Source organism: Brevibacillus brevis NBRC 100599 (genome assembly GCF_000010165.1).
Lineage (GTDB): Bacteria > Bacillota > Bacilli > Brevibacillales > Brevibacillaceae > Brevibacillus > Brevibacillus brevis_D.
In genome coordinates this window covers 3602906-3617123 of record NC_012491.1, presented here as the reverse complement: position 1 = coordinate 3617123, position 14218 = coordinate 3602906, and the positions used below count along the sequence as shown (strand labels likewise).

The following is a 14218-nucleotide window of genomic DNA, read 5'->3' as shown; positions in this document are numbered from 1 at the left end:
TGTCTGTGGGGAGGGAAAAAGATGAACCGCTGTCTACGTGAGTACAGCAGTTATCGATGGAACAGGATTCTAGGCGCTTTTGTTTTTTGCCTGATGATAGCAATACCCGGTGGAATGGTTTTTGCAAAAGAGCCAGGACCTGTTATTTCTGTTGTTGTCGATGGAATGGGCGTCCAATCTGATGTAACGCCCACCCATCGAAATGGGCGAATGCTCGTTCCGATACGAGTAGTTGCAGAGGGAACAGGCTCAGAAGTAAGCTACGAGGCCGCCACTCAAAAAGTATCACTCAACAAAAAAAGCAAGCATATATCCCTTACGATTGGTAGCCAGACAGCGTATGTAGATGGAAAACGTTTGAAGACGGATGTCTCTCCAATCATTGTGAATAAGCGGACGCTTGTGCCAATCCGATTTATCTCCGAGGCATTTGGTTATCAAGTCCAATGGGATGAGAATACTGCCGTTGCATACATACAATCCAAACCAGTGGAAGACAAGACAACGAGTGTCAAATACTCGTTGAATCCCTATGTCGTTCAACAGGGTGATACCTTATCAAAAATTGCAGCTCGCCACGACACGAACATGAGTGCCATTCAGAAAAATAGCCATCTCTCTTCTGATAAGTTACTGGTGGGGCAAGTTTTATATTTGCCAGAAGGGGCACAAAGAGCTGAGCACCCGATTGCCACAAAAGTTGCGGATGATCAATTGATTGGGAAACAATTTCGGTTTCCTTTCCACGATAATAGTTGGTATGAGCCGTATGGGGATAGCTTCGGATCTGATCGAGAGTGGACCGAGACGAACAGCGGCAGTGTTCGTAGTCACGAGGGCATCGACATTATGGCACCGAAAGGAACGCCGATTTACTCGGTATCCGATGGGACGATCAACAAAGTGGGCTGGAATACGTATGGTGGCTGGAGAGTAAACATTACGGATGAGAATGGCCAATATCGGATGTATTACGCTCATTTGCAGGCGTATACACCAGGATTATATGTTGGGAAAAAGATAAAAGCTGGACAGCTGATCGGTTTTGTTGGAGATACAGGCTACGGTGGAACGGGGACAGTGGGAATGTTTGAACCTCACCTACATTTTGGCCTCTATCGTAACAGCACGGGGAAGGCCATCGATCCGTATGATTACTTGCGGGTTTGGGAACAAAACAAAGTGGAAAGTCCCCTTTAAATTGGGACAAACTACTACGGAGTACCTTCACGAATAAAAGGAGGCCCTTCGTATGTGGACTTGTCCGTACTGTGGGGGAAGCCACGGCTTACCCTTTCACGATGAGCAACTGGATGGCATGCTCTGTCTCTCGTCTGATTGCGGTCGATTTGTTGAAGAGCATAGCACATCGGATGATCCCGGGGACTGGGATGCAATGGATATGTAAGGAAAAGAGTGAACACCCTTTGTAAAACAGGGGCCGTTCGCTCTTTTTTTATTCAACGGAAGCGCTGTGATTTACGTATTACGGGACTTGCGTGAGCGCATAGGATGAAGCACTGGGATATATAATGGAAGATTCTGATGCTTGATGCCCTGACAATTGGTTACAATAGAGAAGAATATGAAGTAAGCTGATGGAGAAGGGAGATTGAACTATGACTGCTACTACAAACGAAATTGCATTTCAAAGCTCCCAAATCAATGGGATGAACGTACATATCCTTCCAACCAAAAAGTTCAAGACCACGACGATCGTGACGATGATTGAACAGGCGCTATCGGAGGAGCACGTAACAAAAACAGCTTTGCTTGCAATGGTCATGAAACGTGCCAGCGCTCGTTTTCCGGAAACCAAGCTATTGCGAGCACATTTGGATTTCCTGTATGGAGCCATTTTTGATGTCGATGTGATGAAAAAGGGCGAACGGCAAATCCTGCAAATTTACATGGAAGTACCGAATGAAAAATATTTGTCCAATGAAGCCTCACTTTTGGAGCAGGCCATCGAATTCGTAGGAGATATGCTCGTCAGACCATATGTACAAAACAACGCTTTTTCTGAAAAGTACATGGCACAGGAAAAAGAGACGCTTCGTAAACGGATAGAGAGTTTGATCGACGATAAAATGAAGTATGCGAACCAACGCGTGACAGAAGAAATGTGTAAAGGGGAACCATTCTCTCTTCTCGTCCAAGGTCGTGTGGCGGATTTGCCGAAGATCACTGGTCAGGAGCTGTATCAATATTTTAAAGAAATAACAACGACGAATCCAATCCATATGTTCGTGGTGGGCGATGTCGAGCAGCAGGAAGTGAGCGAGGCTATTCGCAAGCACATTCCCTTGGAACGCTCCCAAGTAGGAGAACCACAGATCGAATCGACCGCGAAGGACGTATCTGCTGAAAGCGAAGTGATCGATCGACTCGATGTCAACCAAGCAAAGCTCAATATCGGCTGCCGTACGCAGATCACTTATAAGGATGAGGACTACCCGACGCTGTTGCTATATAACGGGATTTTAGGCGGTTTTCCTCACTCCAAGTTGTTTGTCAATGTCCGTGAAAAAGAGAGTCTTGCTTACTATGCCGTATCCAGGCTAGAGAGCCACAAAGGGATTCTCATGATTATGTCCGGGATTGATGTAAGCAAATATCAGCGTGCGGTTGAGATTATTAAGCAGCAGCTGGATTTGATGCGACAAGGAACCATATCGGAAGAGGAAATGAGCCAGACGCGTGCGACATTGTCTAACCAGTTCCGCGAACTATTGGACAGCGCTCGCGGCATGATTGAATTTACGTACAACGGTGTGATTAGCGGACGTCCTCGGAAAATCGAAGAGCTTTTGGCGGGGATCAACCAAGCGACCATTGAGGATATCAAGAAAGTAGCAAACAAGATGACAATCGATACGATTTATCTGCTACGGGACAAGAAGGGAGAGGCATAAGATGCAGACCACTGATTTTGAACAAGTAAATGAAACGGTATATCATGAAGCTCTCCAAAATGGATTGCAAGTCTATTTGGTTCCCAAACAGGGCTTCAGCAAAACATACGCTGTGTTCACAACGCGCTACGGCTCCATTGATAGCCATTTCCGCACCCGAAGCGGGGAAGAAATCAATGTTCCCGACGGCATTGCGCATTTTCTAGAGCACAAAATGTTTGAGAAAAAAGAACGGGATGTCATGCACGAATTCAGTAAAAACGGGGCGAGCTGCAATGCGTTCACGAGCTTCAATCGTACGGCTTATTTGTTCTCATGCACAGATAAGTTAGATGACAATCTGAATCTGCTGCTTGATTATGTGCAGGACCCGTATTTCACAGATGCAAGTGTAGAAAAGGAAAAAGGAATCATCGGCCAGGAAATCACCATGTACGAGGACAATCCGGACTGGAAGGTGTACATGAACCTTCTAAAGGCCATGTACCAGAAGTATCCGATTAACATTGAAATTGCGGGTACGATCGAGACGATCTCTCATATTACAAAAGAAAATTTGTATCAGTGCTATGAAACGTTTTATCATCCTGCCAATATGCTTCTGTTGGTCGTGGGCTCCTTTGAACCAGAAGCGATTATGAAGCTCATTCGTGAAAATCAGGGAGCAAAGGAGTTTCCTCCTGCGCCACAAATCACGCGCGTTTTTCCAGAAGAGCCATCAGAGCCAGCGGAAGCGAAAGTAGAAGCGTTTCTAACAGTGGGTCTACCCAAATGCATGATTGGAATCAAGGAAAAGGAAAACGGTCTAACCAAGGAGGCCTTGTTAAAACGCGAGTTGACTACTAAACTGGTATTGGACATCGCGTTCGGCACTAGCTCCGCTGTCTATGAGCGTTTGTATGACAGCGAGCTGATTACGGAAAGCTTTGATTTTGACTACAGCAGTGAGCAGGATTATGCGTATACGATCATCGGTGGAGATACACCTGATCCAGAGCGTTTGGTGGAAACGATCAAAGCAGAAATCGAACAGTTGAAGCAAACTGGTATAGCCCAGGAAGATTTTGAACGTGCGAAGCGTAAAAAAATCGGAAACTTCCTACGTTCTCTAAACTCTGTTGAGTTTATCGCTAACCAGTTTACCAGCTTCAAATTTAACGGGAACGATCTGTTTTCCGTAGTGCCGACCTTGGAGTCGATCACACGCGAAGATGTGGAAAAACGTTTGAAGGAGCATTTTTTAGCCGAGCAGATGGCTGTTTCCATCGTTCGTTCCTCTTCGCCACAGGAGTAATGTATTCATGTTCAAGCAAGAAACGCCATGGGCGTTAATTACGGGAGCTTCCGGAGAGATCGGGCAGGCGATCGGTGCCTACCTGATTGATGCGGGGGTTCCCCTTTATCTGCATTACAATCGAAATAAAGAAAAATTAGAGCCGTTGGTGCAAAAATGCCAGGAGCGGGGCGTTCCCTTTGGCATCCTCCAAGCTGATCTGCGGGATCCACAGCAAATCGCGGCGATGTTTGCTCAGACGCAGGTTGCACCACTGTTGATCGTAAACAACGCTTCAGTGGACGATGTCGGATTATTTACGGATGTGACTGTCGAGAAATTCGATGAGCTCCTTGCCCTCAATGTTCGATCCGCTTTCCTGGTCTGCCAAGCTGCTGTTCCGGCCATGCTACGTGCAAGGTATGGGCGCATCGTCAATATTTCTTCCATATGGGGGCTTACTGGCGGTTCGTGTGAAGTACTGTACTCCATGACCAAAGGAGCAATCAATACGTTCACCAAAGCCTTGGCAAAGGAAATGGCACCAAACGGAATCACGGTAAATGCAGTCGCTCCTGGAGCGATTGCTGGTGGAATGATGGAGCGCTTTGCTCCGGATGAAATGGAAATGATCGCGGAAGAAATACCTGCCAACCGTCTCGGACAACCCTATGAGGTAGCCGCAGTCGTGCGTTTCTTGCTTTCGGCGGATTCCAGTTATGTGACAGGGCAAGTGATTAGTCCAAACGGTGGATGGTACACCTAGAAGCGAAGTATGCATGAATAAAAAACGAGAAATGATGGAATTCTACCTTTTGTGTGGGCAGCAAATCTGTTCGCAACGTACAAAAGGAGGGAATTTCCCTATGTCGATTCTTGACAATTTCAGCGACTGGAAAGCGTTTCTCGGAGATCGGGTAGAACAAGCGAAACAAGCCGGGATGGAAAGCGAAACGCTTCAAAATGTAGCTTATCAAATCGGTAGCTATCTATCTGAGCAAGTAGACCCGAAAAACGATCAGGAGCGTCTGTTGAAACAGCTGTGGGACGCAGGTGATCAACAGCAGCAACAAGCTTTGGCAACACTCATGGTGAAGCTTGTTCAGAATCGCAATGACGCGAACGCTGGCAGCTAGCCATTCAAATCCCCTACTTTTGGGGATTTTTCTTTTCGCGATTGTCGAATGAAACGAACGTGATATACTACATAAGAAGAGAATTCTGGTTGGCGGAGAGGATTGCATATGGAAGCGAAGAAAGAATGGTACATGGAGTATGAGATTGCCCGTAACCGTCCCGGTCTCTTAGGGGACGTATCTTCTATTCTGGGGATGTTGAACATCAATATCGTGACGATCAATGGTGTGGATACCATGCGCCGAGGTATGCTGCTTTTGACCGATGATGATGAGAAAATGGAGGTTTTGCGCAACGTTGTGCAAAAAATGGACAACATAACCATAACGAGGTTACGTCCCCCGACAATGCTGGATCGCTTGGCTGTTCGCCACGGTCGCTATATTGAACGGGATAGCGAGGACAAAAAAACGTTTCGCTTTGTTCGTGAAGAGCTGGGCTTGCTGGTCGATTTCATGGCAGAAATCCTGAAGAGGGAAGGTCATCAGCTCATCGGGATCCGTGGAATGCCTCGTGTAGGGAAGACTGAATCAATGATTGCTGCCAGCGTATCCGCCAATAAACGTTGGACATTTATTTCCTCCACTTTGTTGCGCCAGACGGTGCGTAGTTCCTTAGCCATTGATGAAATGTCTACTGATCATGTATATTTGATAGATGGAATTGTCTCAACGCTGCGATCGACAGAAAAGCACTTCACCTTGCTTCGGGAGATTATGAACTTTCCTGCCGCAAAAATCATTGAGCATCCGGATATATTCGTAAGGGAATCAGAGTATCAACTTGATGATTTCCATTACATAATTGAGCTGCGTCATCATCCGGATGAAGAGATTACCTATGAGCTTATCAACAATCGCGGCTTTGATAATTTCGAAATGAATTAAGGAGGGGCAGCTGTGTCTGAGCTAGGTCAAGTCCTGCAAAGGGCCCGCGAAGAAAAAGGAATCACGCTCGACGACATCCAACGTATCACCAAGATACAGCGGCGATATTTGGAAGCAATTGAAAGGGGTCATTTTCACGTACTTCCTGGCCACTTTTACGCGCGTGCATTTATAAAGAGTTATGCGGAAGCTGTCGGTCTAGACCCGAACCACATCCTGAATCACTTTCAGTCCGATTTGCCGGCCCAGCCACCTACAGAGCAAGTAGAGAGACTGCGTCGCAGACGAGTTGCTTCAGCGAACAATCCATTACAAGCGGGGCGATGGGTGACCAAAACCTTGCTCGTATTGTTTATTGCCTTGATTATCGGGGTTATTTATTTCGCTGTCGTCAACAACAACGGGGGTCAGTTTACTCAACCAGTGCCGGGGGGAACCGTTAACCCTGGAGCGGAAATTGTCACGCCTGGCAATGGTGGTGGAGCGGCAACATCCCCGATTGCTCAACAACCGAAGCCTCCTTCTATTACCACACCGAACCCTCAAACAGGAACAAACCCACCTGAGACCGTTACGGAAACTCCTCAGGCAACCATCACATTTGAATCGCAGCAAGGATCGATGTATAACTATTCCTTGCAGGGTGGAGAAAAAATCACGGTTTATCTGAAGGTGAAAGAAGAAACAAGCTGGTTTGGTATATCGGAAGGAAAAGGAAAAAAGTATGTTGAGCAGGGCACGCTCAAGAAAGATCAGGAAAAAACGATTGAGCTTGGGAAATCCGCTTATATTCGTTTGGGCAAACCGACTGTATTGGAATTAAAGGTGAACGGAGTCTTGGTAGACACGTCTAAAATGAAGTCAATGCCGTCAAATATTACGATGAAAGTAAAAGAGGCGGTCACCCAGTAGGCAAGCATATGCTTGCCTTTTGTTCTTTTCTCTTTTTTGACACTTCCTTTAGGCTTATATTATACTGGTTAGGTGTAATATGGGTTGGTGTGACCAATTGGAGGAAAAAAGATGACAGAGAAGGTAGGCACGCGTGAAAAAGTAGCGATTGTTACGCTGGGCTGTGAAAAAAATCTCGTTGATTCGGACATGATGGCCCATCTGATAGATGAAAAAGGTTATGAACTGGTTGATAACCCGGAAGAAGCAACTGTGGTTATCGTCAATACCTGCGGTTTCATCGATGCAGCCAAGGAAGAATCCGTAAATAAGATTCTGGAAATGGGTGAATTGAAGGAATCCGGCAAACTGAAATCGCTTGTGGTGGCAGGCTGTCTCACACAACGTTACAAAGAGGATATCTTGAATGAGATTCCTGAGGTGGATGGCATTGTCGGAACAGGCGATTTTATGTCGATTACAGGTATTATCGAAGAATCTCTAGAGGGCAAGCGACCGATCTTTGTAGGAAATCCCATTTTTACGTACGAAGATGTAGTGAAACGGAAAGTAAAGCAAGGCACGTACACCGCATATATTAAAATTGCCGAGGGCTGCGACAACGCCTGTACGTTTTGCTCGATTCCTTTGATGCGTGGAGGATTCCGCAGTCGTACAATCGAATCCATCGTGGAAGAAGCTCGTCATTTGGCGGCACAAGGGGTCGTAGAAGTGAGTCTGATCGCACAAGATTCTACGAACTACGGAACAGATATTTACGATGGAAAATTGATGCTTCCTGAACTTTTAAACCGTCTGGCAGAAGTCGAGGGCATCGAGTGGATTCGTCTTCACTATGCATACCCTGGATTTTTCACGGATGAACTGATCCACACCTTTGCTACCAATCCAAAAGTATGCAAATACGTAGACATGCCTTTGCAGCATTCGGAAGACCATATTCTGAAAAGAATGCGCCGCCCAGGAAGACAGACGGATATTCGTGCGCTGGTAGCAAAAATTCGCGCACAGGTCCCAGATGTTGCACTGCGTACCTCTTTGATCGTAGGGTTCCCTGGGGAAACAGAGGAAGACTTCGAGCGTCTGAGCGAGTTTGTCAAGGATATCCGCTTTGATCGACTGGGTGTGTTTACTTACTCCAACGAAGATGACACGCCAGCTTCCCGTCTGCCTGACCACGTAGACGAAGAGGTTAAGGAAAAACGTGCGAACATGCTGATGGAAATTCAGCGTGAAGTAGCCGGAGATCGCAATGGACGCTTTGTTGGTCAAGTCTTGGATGTATTGATTGAACGTTACGAAGGACGTAACGATATTTATGTAGGTCGAACACAGTATGACGCTCCGGAAATCGATGGTGAAGTATTCGTCACTGGTTTTAAAGGCGAACTGGGCACCGTTGTAAAAGTAAAAATAACACACTCCTATGAATACGATTTAGCCGGGGAGGTAGTCTAGGTGAATCTCGCCAACCGCATCACCCTCGCCAGGATTTTTCTGGTGCCGGTAGTTATGTTTTTTCTGCTGGTGCGTTACAACATCGGGACATTTTCGATTGGTAGCCTGACGATGACGTATAATGAGCTGATTGCGGCTTTGGTGTTTATCCTAGCAGCCAGTACGGACGGACTCGACGGTTATATTGCACGGAAGAAAAAAATCGTGACAAACTTGGGGAAGTTTCTGGATCCGCTTGCTGATAAGCTATTGGTTTCTGCCGCACTCATTTCGCTGGTAGAGATGCAGCGTTTGGAAGCGTGGATTGCGATTGTCATTATCAGCCGGGAGTTTGCGGTAACGGGTTTACGACTAGTTGCTGCGGCAGAAGGACAGGTAATTGCTGCGAGTGCATTGGGCAAACTGAAAACATGGGTGCAGATCGTAGCGATTACGGCTGTCATGATTCGCAACTTCCCATTTGGTTTCTTCGGCATTCCGTTCGACGAATTAGCTACATGGGCGATGGTGATCATCACGATTTACTCAGGGTACGACTACTTTGCGAAAAATCGTAACGTGATCCAATACTCGTAATGCGGGTATTGGTCTCTTTTTTCACAAGACTCTTCTCTTGAGCGTTTGCAAGTGATAAACTGTTAGTTTAGAGGCTTTTCTACTCTCAAAGAGAATGGATGAGGAAGATGAGAGCGGAGATTATCGCGGTAGGTACCGAACTTTTGTTAGGCCAGATCGCTAACACCAACGCACAGTTTCTTTCTCAGAAGCTGGCGGAAATTGGCGTGGGAGTTTACTTTCATACGGTTGTGGGAGACAACACGGAGCGATTGCTACAAGTGATTCGATTGGCATCAGGACGATCTGATCTCGTCATTTTCACGGGTGGGCTAGGGCCGACTCAAGATGATTTGACGAAAGAAACCGTGGCGGGGCATGTAGGCATTGGATTGGAAACGAATTCAGAGGCCATGGAGAGAATTGAAAAATTCTTTTCGCAACGTGGGATTGTCATGACGAAGAACAATCGTAAGCAGGCGCTGGTGCTTTCTGGCAGCCATGTATTCTCCAACGATTTCGGGATGGCGCCGGGGATGGCGATCCGTCATGACAGTAGTACGTTCGTGCTATTGCCTGGACCACCTAGTGAGATGTATCCAATGGTGGAGAATTACGTGATGCCTTACTTGACCGATTTGCTCCCCGATAAACAAGTGTTTCATTCTCATGTACTCCGGTTCTACGGAATAGGCGAATCCGCTTTGGAGGAAAAACTGCTTGATCTGATCGAAAAGCAGGACAATCCAACCATCGCTCCATACGCCAAAGAATTCGAAGTAACACTGCGAATTACGGCAAGAGCTGCTACAGTCGAAGAAGGAGAAACCTTGATTTTACCTGTAGAAAAAGAAATCCTCAGCCGTGTTGGTCAGTACATGTACGGGATGGGGGAGAACTCGTCACTGCATGATGTGCTAGTTTCTGAGTTGAAAAAGAGAAATGAGACAATTGCTTGTGCAGAAAGCTGTACAGGTGGAGCGATTGCCTCGTTGATTACCGCTGTGCCAGGAAGCTCACAAGTGTTTCGTGGCGGGGTAGTCTGCTACACCAATGAAGTGAAAAAACAGCTGCTCGAAGTACCTGACTCCATTTTGCAAACAGATGGGGCAGTCAGTGAAAAAACAGCTCAATTGCTGGCTGAACATGTACGAGAAAAGCTGGGAGCTACTTACGGGATTTCCGTTACGGGAGTGGCTGGACCCGATCCTTCCGAGGGCAAGCCTGTTGGCCTTGTTTACGTGGGGATCGCGGCAGAAGGAATGCCCACAGTTGTAAAAGAGCTACGCCTTGCCGGAAGAAGGCATGCAATCGTTGGGCGTGCCGCTAAATACGCGTTGTTTTATGCGTTGCAAATGCAAAAAGAAAGGTGATTTTTTTCATGACGATTTTTTCTGATTTTCCTTTACATAAATCTATTCTGCAAGCGATTCACGATATGGGCTTCGAGGAGCCATCACCGATTCAGGCAGCTTGCATTCCAAAAGTTTTGGATGGCGGAGACCTGATTGGTCAAGCACAGACAGGGACTGGTAAGACTGCTGCCTTCGGGATTCCACTTGTAGAAAAGATTACACCTGCCAATCGTGTACAAGCGATCGTGTTGACTCCGACTCGTGAGTTGGCTATTCAGGTAGCAGGAGAGCTCTTGCGTATCTCCAAATACAACAAGGTTCGTACGCTGCCAATCTATGGTGGACAATCGATCGGACATCAAATTCGTGCACTGCGCCAAGGTGTACAAATCGTTGTAGGTACTCCTGGCCGTGTCATGGACCACTTGCGTCGCAAAACATTGAAGCTGGATCACGTACATACACTCGTTTTGGATGAAGCGGATGAAATGCTGGACATGGGCTTCATCGAAGATATCGAGACAATCATCAATCATATGCCAGATGAGCGTCAAACCTTGCTGTTCTCTGCGACGATGCCGCCAGAAATCAAGCGTTTGGCTACCCGGTACATGAAACAGCCGCAAACGATTGCGGTGAGCCGTGAAGAAGTAACGGCGCCATTGATCGAACAGGTATACTACAAAGTGTTTGACCGGAATAAAGTGGAGAGCCTCTGCCGCATCTTGGACAGTGAGGATGTTGAGCTGGGTATCATTTTCTGCCGTACTAAGCGCGGTGTAGATGAGTTGTCCGAAGTGCTGCAATCCCGCGGATACCTTGCGGACGGCTTGCATGGCGATTTGTCCCAGGCACAACGTGACAAGGTCATGAATGCGTTCCGTGAGGGATCGATTGAATTCCTGATCGCGACGGATGTAGCAGCACGTGGTATCGACGTAGGAAACGTCTCTCACGTAATCAACTACGATATTCCACAAGACTCTGAGAGCTACGTACACCGTATTGGCCGTACTGGTCGTGCAGGTCGCAAAGGAATTGCGATGACGTTGGTTACGCCTCGTGAAGTAAGACAAATGATGTTTATCCAAAAGCAGACAAAAGCACAAGTGCTCTCTCGCAATGTTCCTTCTTTGGAGGAAGTGGCTGAGCGCAAACAAGAACAATTGCGTGAACAGTTGACTAGCCTTTTGGAAAGCGATGCAATCGCGGATATGTATCAAAAAGTAGCGGATGCTCTCGTAGGTCAATACCCGGCTGAAAAAGTAGCTGCTGCTGCATTGCACCTGGCATTCCATACGGAAGCGGGACAAGGGCAGGAAGCAGAAGCGTACAACTTTGGTGAGACGGGTGCAGCAAAAGGCATGGTTCGCTTCTTCCTGAACGTAGGTCGCAATGCGAACATGAAGCCGCAGGATCTGGTACGAGAGATCTCTGAATCTGTTGGTATCCCAGGAAAATCAGTAGGTCGCATCGACATTTTCGAGAGCTTCACGTTTGTTGAGGTTCCAGAAGAGGTTGCGGCATTCGTATATGAGTCACTGCGTCAAACCCGAATCAATGGAAAACGAATCAATCTGGAGCCTGCAAAGCCTCGCGGAGCGAAGCGTTCCTAATTCAATAGAAATGAGAAGCAGTCATTTCGCTGGGAATAACCAGGAAATGGCTGCTTTTTTGTGATGCGAATATTTGTTCGCAAAAAATACTTGGCAAACACTTCTGTCTCGAGGTATGATGAAGACAAGCAAAACAGAAGCGAAAAGTTGAAAGGGTGTGTACCATTTGTCAGATCGTCGCGCAGCTTTGGAGAGTGCATTGCGTCAGATAGAAAAGCAGTTCGGTAAAGGTTCCATTATGAAGTTGGGGGAAGTATCCAACATCCAGATTTCTACGGCTTCTAGCGGTGCGCTTGCTCTAGATATCGCACTTGGTGTGGGTGGTTTCCCACGTGGACGGATTGTTGAGATTTACGGCCCAGAGTCTTCTGGTAAAACAACGGTAGCGCTTCATGCGATCGCAGAAGTGCAAAGACAGGGTGGTCAGGCTGCGTTTATCGATGCAGAGCATGCCTTGGATCCGGTTTACGCTGCAAAGCTGGGTGTGAACATCGACGAATTGCTGTTGTCCCAACCAGATACGGGTGAGCAAGCTTTGGAGATCGCGGAAGCACTGGTACGTTCTGGTGCAGTAGACATTATCGTAGTTGACTCCGTTGCGGCACTCGTGCCAAAAGCAGAGATCGAGGGTGAGATGGGAGATTCTCACGTAGGTTTGCAAGCACGCTTGATGTCCCAAGCACTCCGCAAGCTGTCTGGTGCCATCAATAAGTCCAAGACGATTGCGATCTTCATCAACCAGCTTCGCGAAAAAGTGGGAGTTATGTTCGGTAACCCGGAAACAACGCCAGGTGGACGCGCTTTGAAGTTCTACGCGAGTGTTCGTTTGGACGTTCGTAAAGCTGAATCTATCAAAGTCGGTAACGATATTTTGGGAAGCAAGACGAAGATCAAGGTCGTGAAAAATAAAGTAGCACCACCGTTCAAGGTTGCAGAAGTGGATATCATGTACGGCGAAGGTATTTCCAGAGAAGGTAGCATTCTCGACATCGGTTCCGAGATCGATGTAGTACAAAAGAGTGGCGCATGGTACTCCTTCAATGAGGAGCGACTCGGTCAAGGTAGAGAGAATTCGAAAGTCTTCTTGAAGGAAAATCCGCATATTGCCTCTCAGATTGAAACAAAGGTGCGCGAATACTTCAGCCTGAACCCTAGTTCTGTTCCAGAAGCAGAGGCAGAACATGACCCAGAGCAAGATGAAGAGCCTACATTTGATCTGGAGTAATGAAGAGTGGAAGAGCAGCCTGTCGATGAGACAGGCTGTTATTTTAGCTTTGCGAAGGAGTGACTCATCATGAAGAGCGGCCTGATCACTGCCGTTCATCGAGATATCAAACAAAAGCAACGCTACCATATCGATGTAGAAGGCGAGTATGCCATTACCGTACATGAAGACATACTGGTAAAGTACAACCTATTTAAGGGAACAGAATTAGACGAAGCTTTTTGCCGAGAAGTCCTGATAGCAGAAGAAAAGCATAAAGCGTATTTAGGAGCTTTGCGATACCTCGGCATACGCCCACGGACAAGCAGTCAGCTGCATTCTTATTTGGTAGAGAAGGGATTTTCTACGCAGATTGCAGAAGAGATATGTCAGCGCTGCATGGAACATGGCTACATCGATGATGAAGCATTTGCGAAGCAATGGGTAGACGAGCGATTGCGTTTGAAGCCGAGAAGCCCGTATATGCTGCGTATGGAGCTTACCCAGCGTGGAGTGGACAGAGCAATTGTAGAGGACGCAGTACGTGGCGTGTCTAGGCAGGCTGAACTAGATGCTGCTCGCGCATTGATAGAGAAGAAGGTGCGACGCATAGAAGGTGCACCGAACCCCGATGAAGAACGCAAGCTGCTGTCCATGCTGATGCGCAAGGGATTCTCCCATGCGATCATTCAACAAATGCGTGAAGAATTGCGTCGTAGAAGCGATAGTTAGGGTCAACTCTATTTGCATGATCTTGACAATTCTTGTTCACAAATAATAAAATAGGTTTGTATTTACTTGGTGTATCATAACTTTTGTGATTTGCTCACTCGATGCCTATGAAACAACTGAAAAACCGTGCGAAAGTAGTACGGATTCAGCGGACCGAGTAAAATCGGTCTTGTT

14 protein-coding genes are annotated in these 14218 nt (G+C 47.0%); all 14 read left to right on the top strand.

The window, feature by feature from the left end:
- The first annotated feature begins 21 nt into the window (after positions 1-21).
- The 14 genes from BBR47_RS17120 to BBR47_RS17060 all read left to right on the top strand — a co-directional run bounded on the left by BBR47_RS17120 (position 22) and on the right by BBR47_RS17060 (position 14044).
- Positions 22-1200 (top strand): stalk domain-containing protein, encoded by a 1179-nt coding sequence (locus BBR47_RS17120; protein ID WP_015891689.1) that lies wholly within the window; start codon positions 22-24, stop codon positions 1198-1200.
- 52 nt (positions 1201-1252) lie between these two features.
- The gene (locus BBR47_RS31285; RefSeq protein ID WP_016743372.1) at positions 1253-1408 is read left to right on the top strand and encodes a hypothetical protein; all 156 of its coding nucleotides are present in this window, start codon (positions 1253-1255) and stop codon (positions 1406-1408) included.
- 211 nt (positions 1409-1619) lie between these two features.
- Complete coding sequence (gene yfmF / locus BBR47_RS17115; protein ID WP_015891688.1) at positions 1620-2915, top strand: EF-P 5-aminopentanol modification-associated protein YfmF; 1296 nt, start codon at positions 1620-1622, stop codon at positions 2913-2915.
- A 1-nt stretch (position 2916) separates the two neighbouring features.
- Positions 2917-4209, top strand: a complete 1293-nt coding sequence (gene yfmH / locus BBR47_RS17110) for an EF-P 5-aminopentanol modification-associated protein YfmH (RefSeq protein WP_015891687.1) — start codon at positions 2917-2919, stop codon at positions 4207-4209.
- A gap of 7 nt (positions 4210-4216) precedes the next feature.
- A complete protein-coding gene (gene ymfI / locus BBR47_RS17105) occupies positions 4217-4954 on the top strand; it encodes an elongation factor P 5-aminopentanone reductase (RefSeq protein WP_015891686.1) in 738 nt (245 codons plus the stop codon).
- Positions 4955-5054: 100 nt separating this feature from the next.
- On the top strand, positions 5055-5324 hold the full coding sequence (locus BBR47_RS17100) for a DUF3243 domain-containing protein (protein ID WP_015891685.1): 270 nt from the start codon (positions 5055-5057) through the stop codon (positions 5322-5324).
- A 108-nt stretch (positions 5325-5432) separates the two neighbouring features.
- Complete coding sequence (locus BBR47_RS17095; protein ID WP_015891684.1) at positions 5433-6212, top strand: YmfK family protein; 780 nt, start codon at positions 5433-5435, stop codon at positions 6210-6212.
- A 12-nt stretch (positions 6213-6224) separates the two neighbouring features.
- Positions 6225-7124 carry a helix-turn-helix domain-containing protein gene (locus BBR47_RS17090; protein WP_015891683.1) on the top strand — a complete coding sequence of 300 codons (900 nt, stop codon included), beginning with the start codon at positions 6225-6227 and terminating at the stop codon, positions 7122-7124.
- A 111-nt stretch (positions 7125-7235) separates the two neighbouring features.
- Complete coding sequence (gene rimO / locus BBR47_RS17085; protein ID WP_015891682.1) at positions 7236-8582, top strand: 30S ribosomal protein S12 methylthiotransferase RimO; 1347 nt, start codon at positions 7236-7238, stop codon at positions 8580-8582.
- Complete coding sequence (gene pgsA / locus BBR47_RS17080; RefSeq protein ID WP_015891681.1) at positions 8583-9158, top strand: CDP-diacylglycerol--glycerol-3-phosphate 3-phosphatidyltransferase; 576 nt, start codon at positions 8583-8585, stop codon at positions 9156-9158. It begins immediately after the preceding gene.
- A gap of 107 nt (positions 9159-9265) precedes the next feature.
- Positions 9266-10510, top strand: a complete 1245-nt coding sequence (locus tag BBR47_RS17075) for a competence/damage-inducible protein A (RefSeq protein WP_041749485.1) — start codon at positions 9266-9268, stop codon at positions 10508-10510.
- 8 nt (positions 10511-10518) lie between these two features.
- Positions 10519-12108, top strand: coding sequence for a DEAD/DEAH box helicase (locus BBR47_RS17070; RefSeq protein WP_015891679.1), 1590 nt, complete (start codon positions 10519-10521; stop codon positions 12106-12108).
- 166 nt (positions 12109-12274) lie between these two features.
- Positions 12275-13333 (top strand): recombinase RecA, encoded by a 1059-nt coding sequence (recA, locus tag BBR47_RS17065; protein WP_015891678.1) that lies wholly within the window; start codon positions 12275-12277, stop codon positions 13331-13333.
- Between the two features lie 69 nt (positions 13334-13402).
- Entirely contained in the window at positions 13403-14044 is a 642-nt protein-coding gene (locus BBR47_RS17060; protein ID WP_015891677.1) for a RecX family transcriptional regulator, read from the top strand.
- The last annotated feature ends 174 nt before the right edge of the window (positions 14045-14218 follow it).

Coding starts and splice junctions, on each gene's coding strand:
- BBR47_RS17120 (WP_015891689.1), top strand. CDS start 22: ATGAACCGCTGTCTACGTGAGTACAGCAGTTATCGATGGAACAGGATT.
- BBR47_RS31285 (WP_016743372.1), top strand. CDS start 1,253: ATGTGGACTTGTCCGTACTGTGGGGGAAGCCACGGCTTACCCTTTCAC.
- yfmF (WP_015891688.1), top strand. CDS start 1,620: ATGACTGCTACTACAAACGAAATTGCATTTCAAAGCTCCCAAATCAAT.
- yfmH (WP_015891687.1), top strand. CDS start 2,917: ATGCAGACCACTGATTTTGAACAAGTAAATGAAACGGTATATCATGAA.
- ymfI (WP_015891686.1), top strand. CDS start 4,217: ATGTTCAAGCAAGAAACGCCATGGGCGTTAATTACGGGAGCTTCCGGA.
- BBR47_RS17100 (WP_015891685.1), top strand. CDS start 5,055: ATGTCGATTCTTGACAATTTCAGCGACTGGAAAGCGTTTCTCGGAGAT.
- BBR47_RS17095 (WP_015891684.1), top strand. CDS start 5,433: ATGGAAGCGAAGAAAGAATGGTACATGGAGTATGAGATTGCCCGTAAC.
- rimO (WP_015891682.1), top strand. CDS start 7,236: ATGACAGAGAAGGTAGGCACGCGTGAAAAAGTAGCGATTGTTACGCTG.
- BBR47_RS17075 (WP_041749485.1), top strand. CDS start 9,266: ATGAGAGCGGAGATTATCGCGGTAGGTACCGAACTTTTGTTAGGCCAG.
- BBR47_RS17070 (WP_015891679.1), top strand. CDS start 10,519: ATGACGATTTTTTCTGATTTTCCTTTACATAAATCTATTCTGCAAGCG.
- BBR47_RS17060 (WP_015891677.1), top strand. CDS start 13,403: ATGAAGAGCGGCCTGATCACTGCCGTTCATCGAGATATCAAACAAAAG.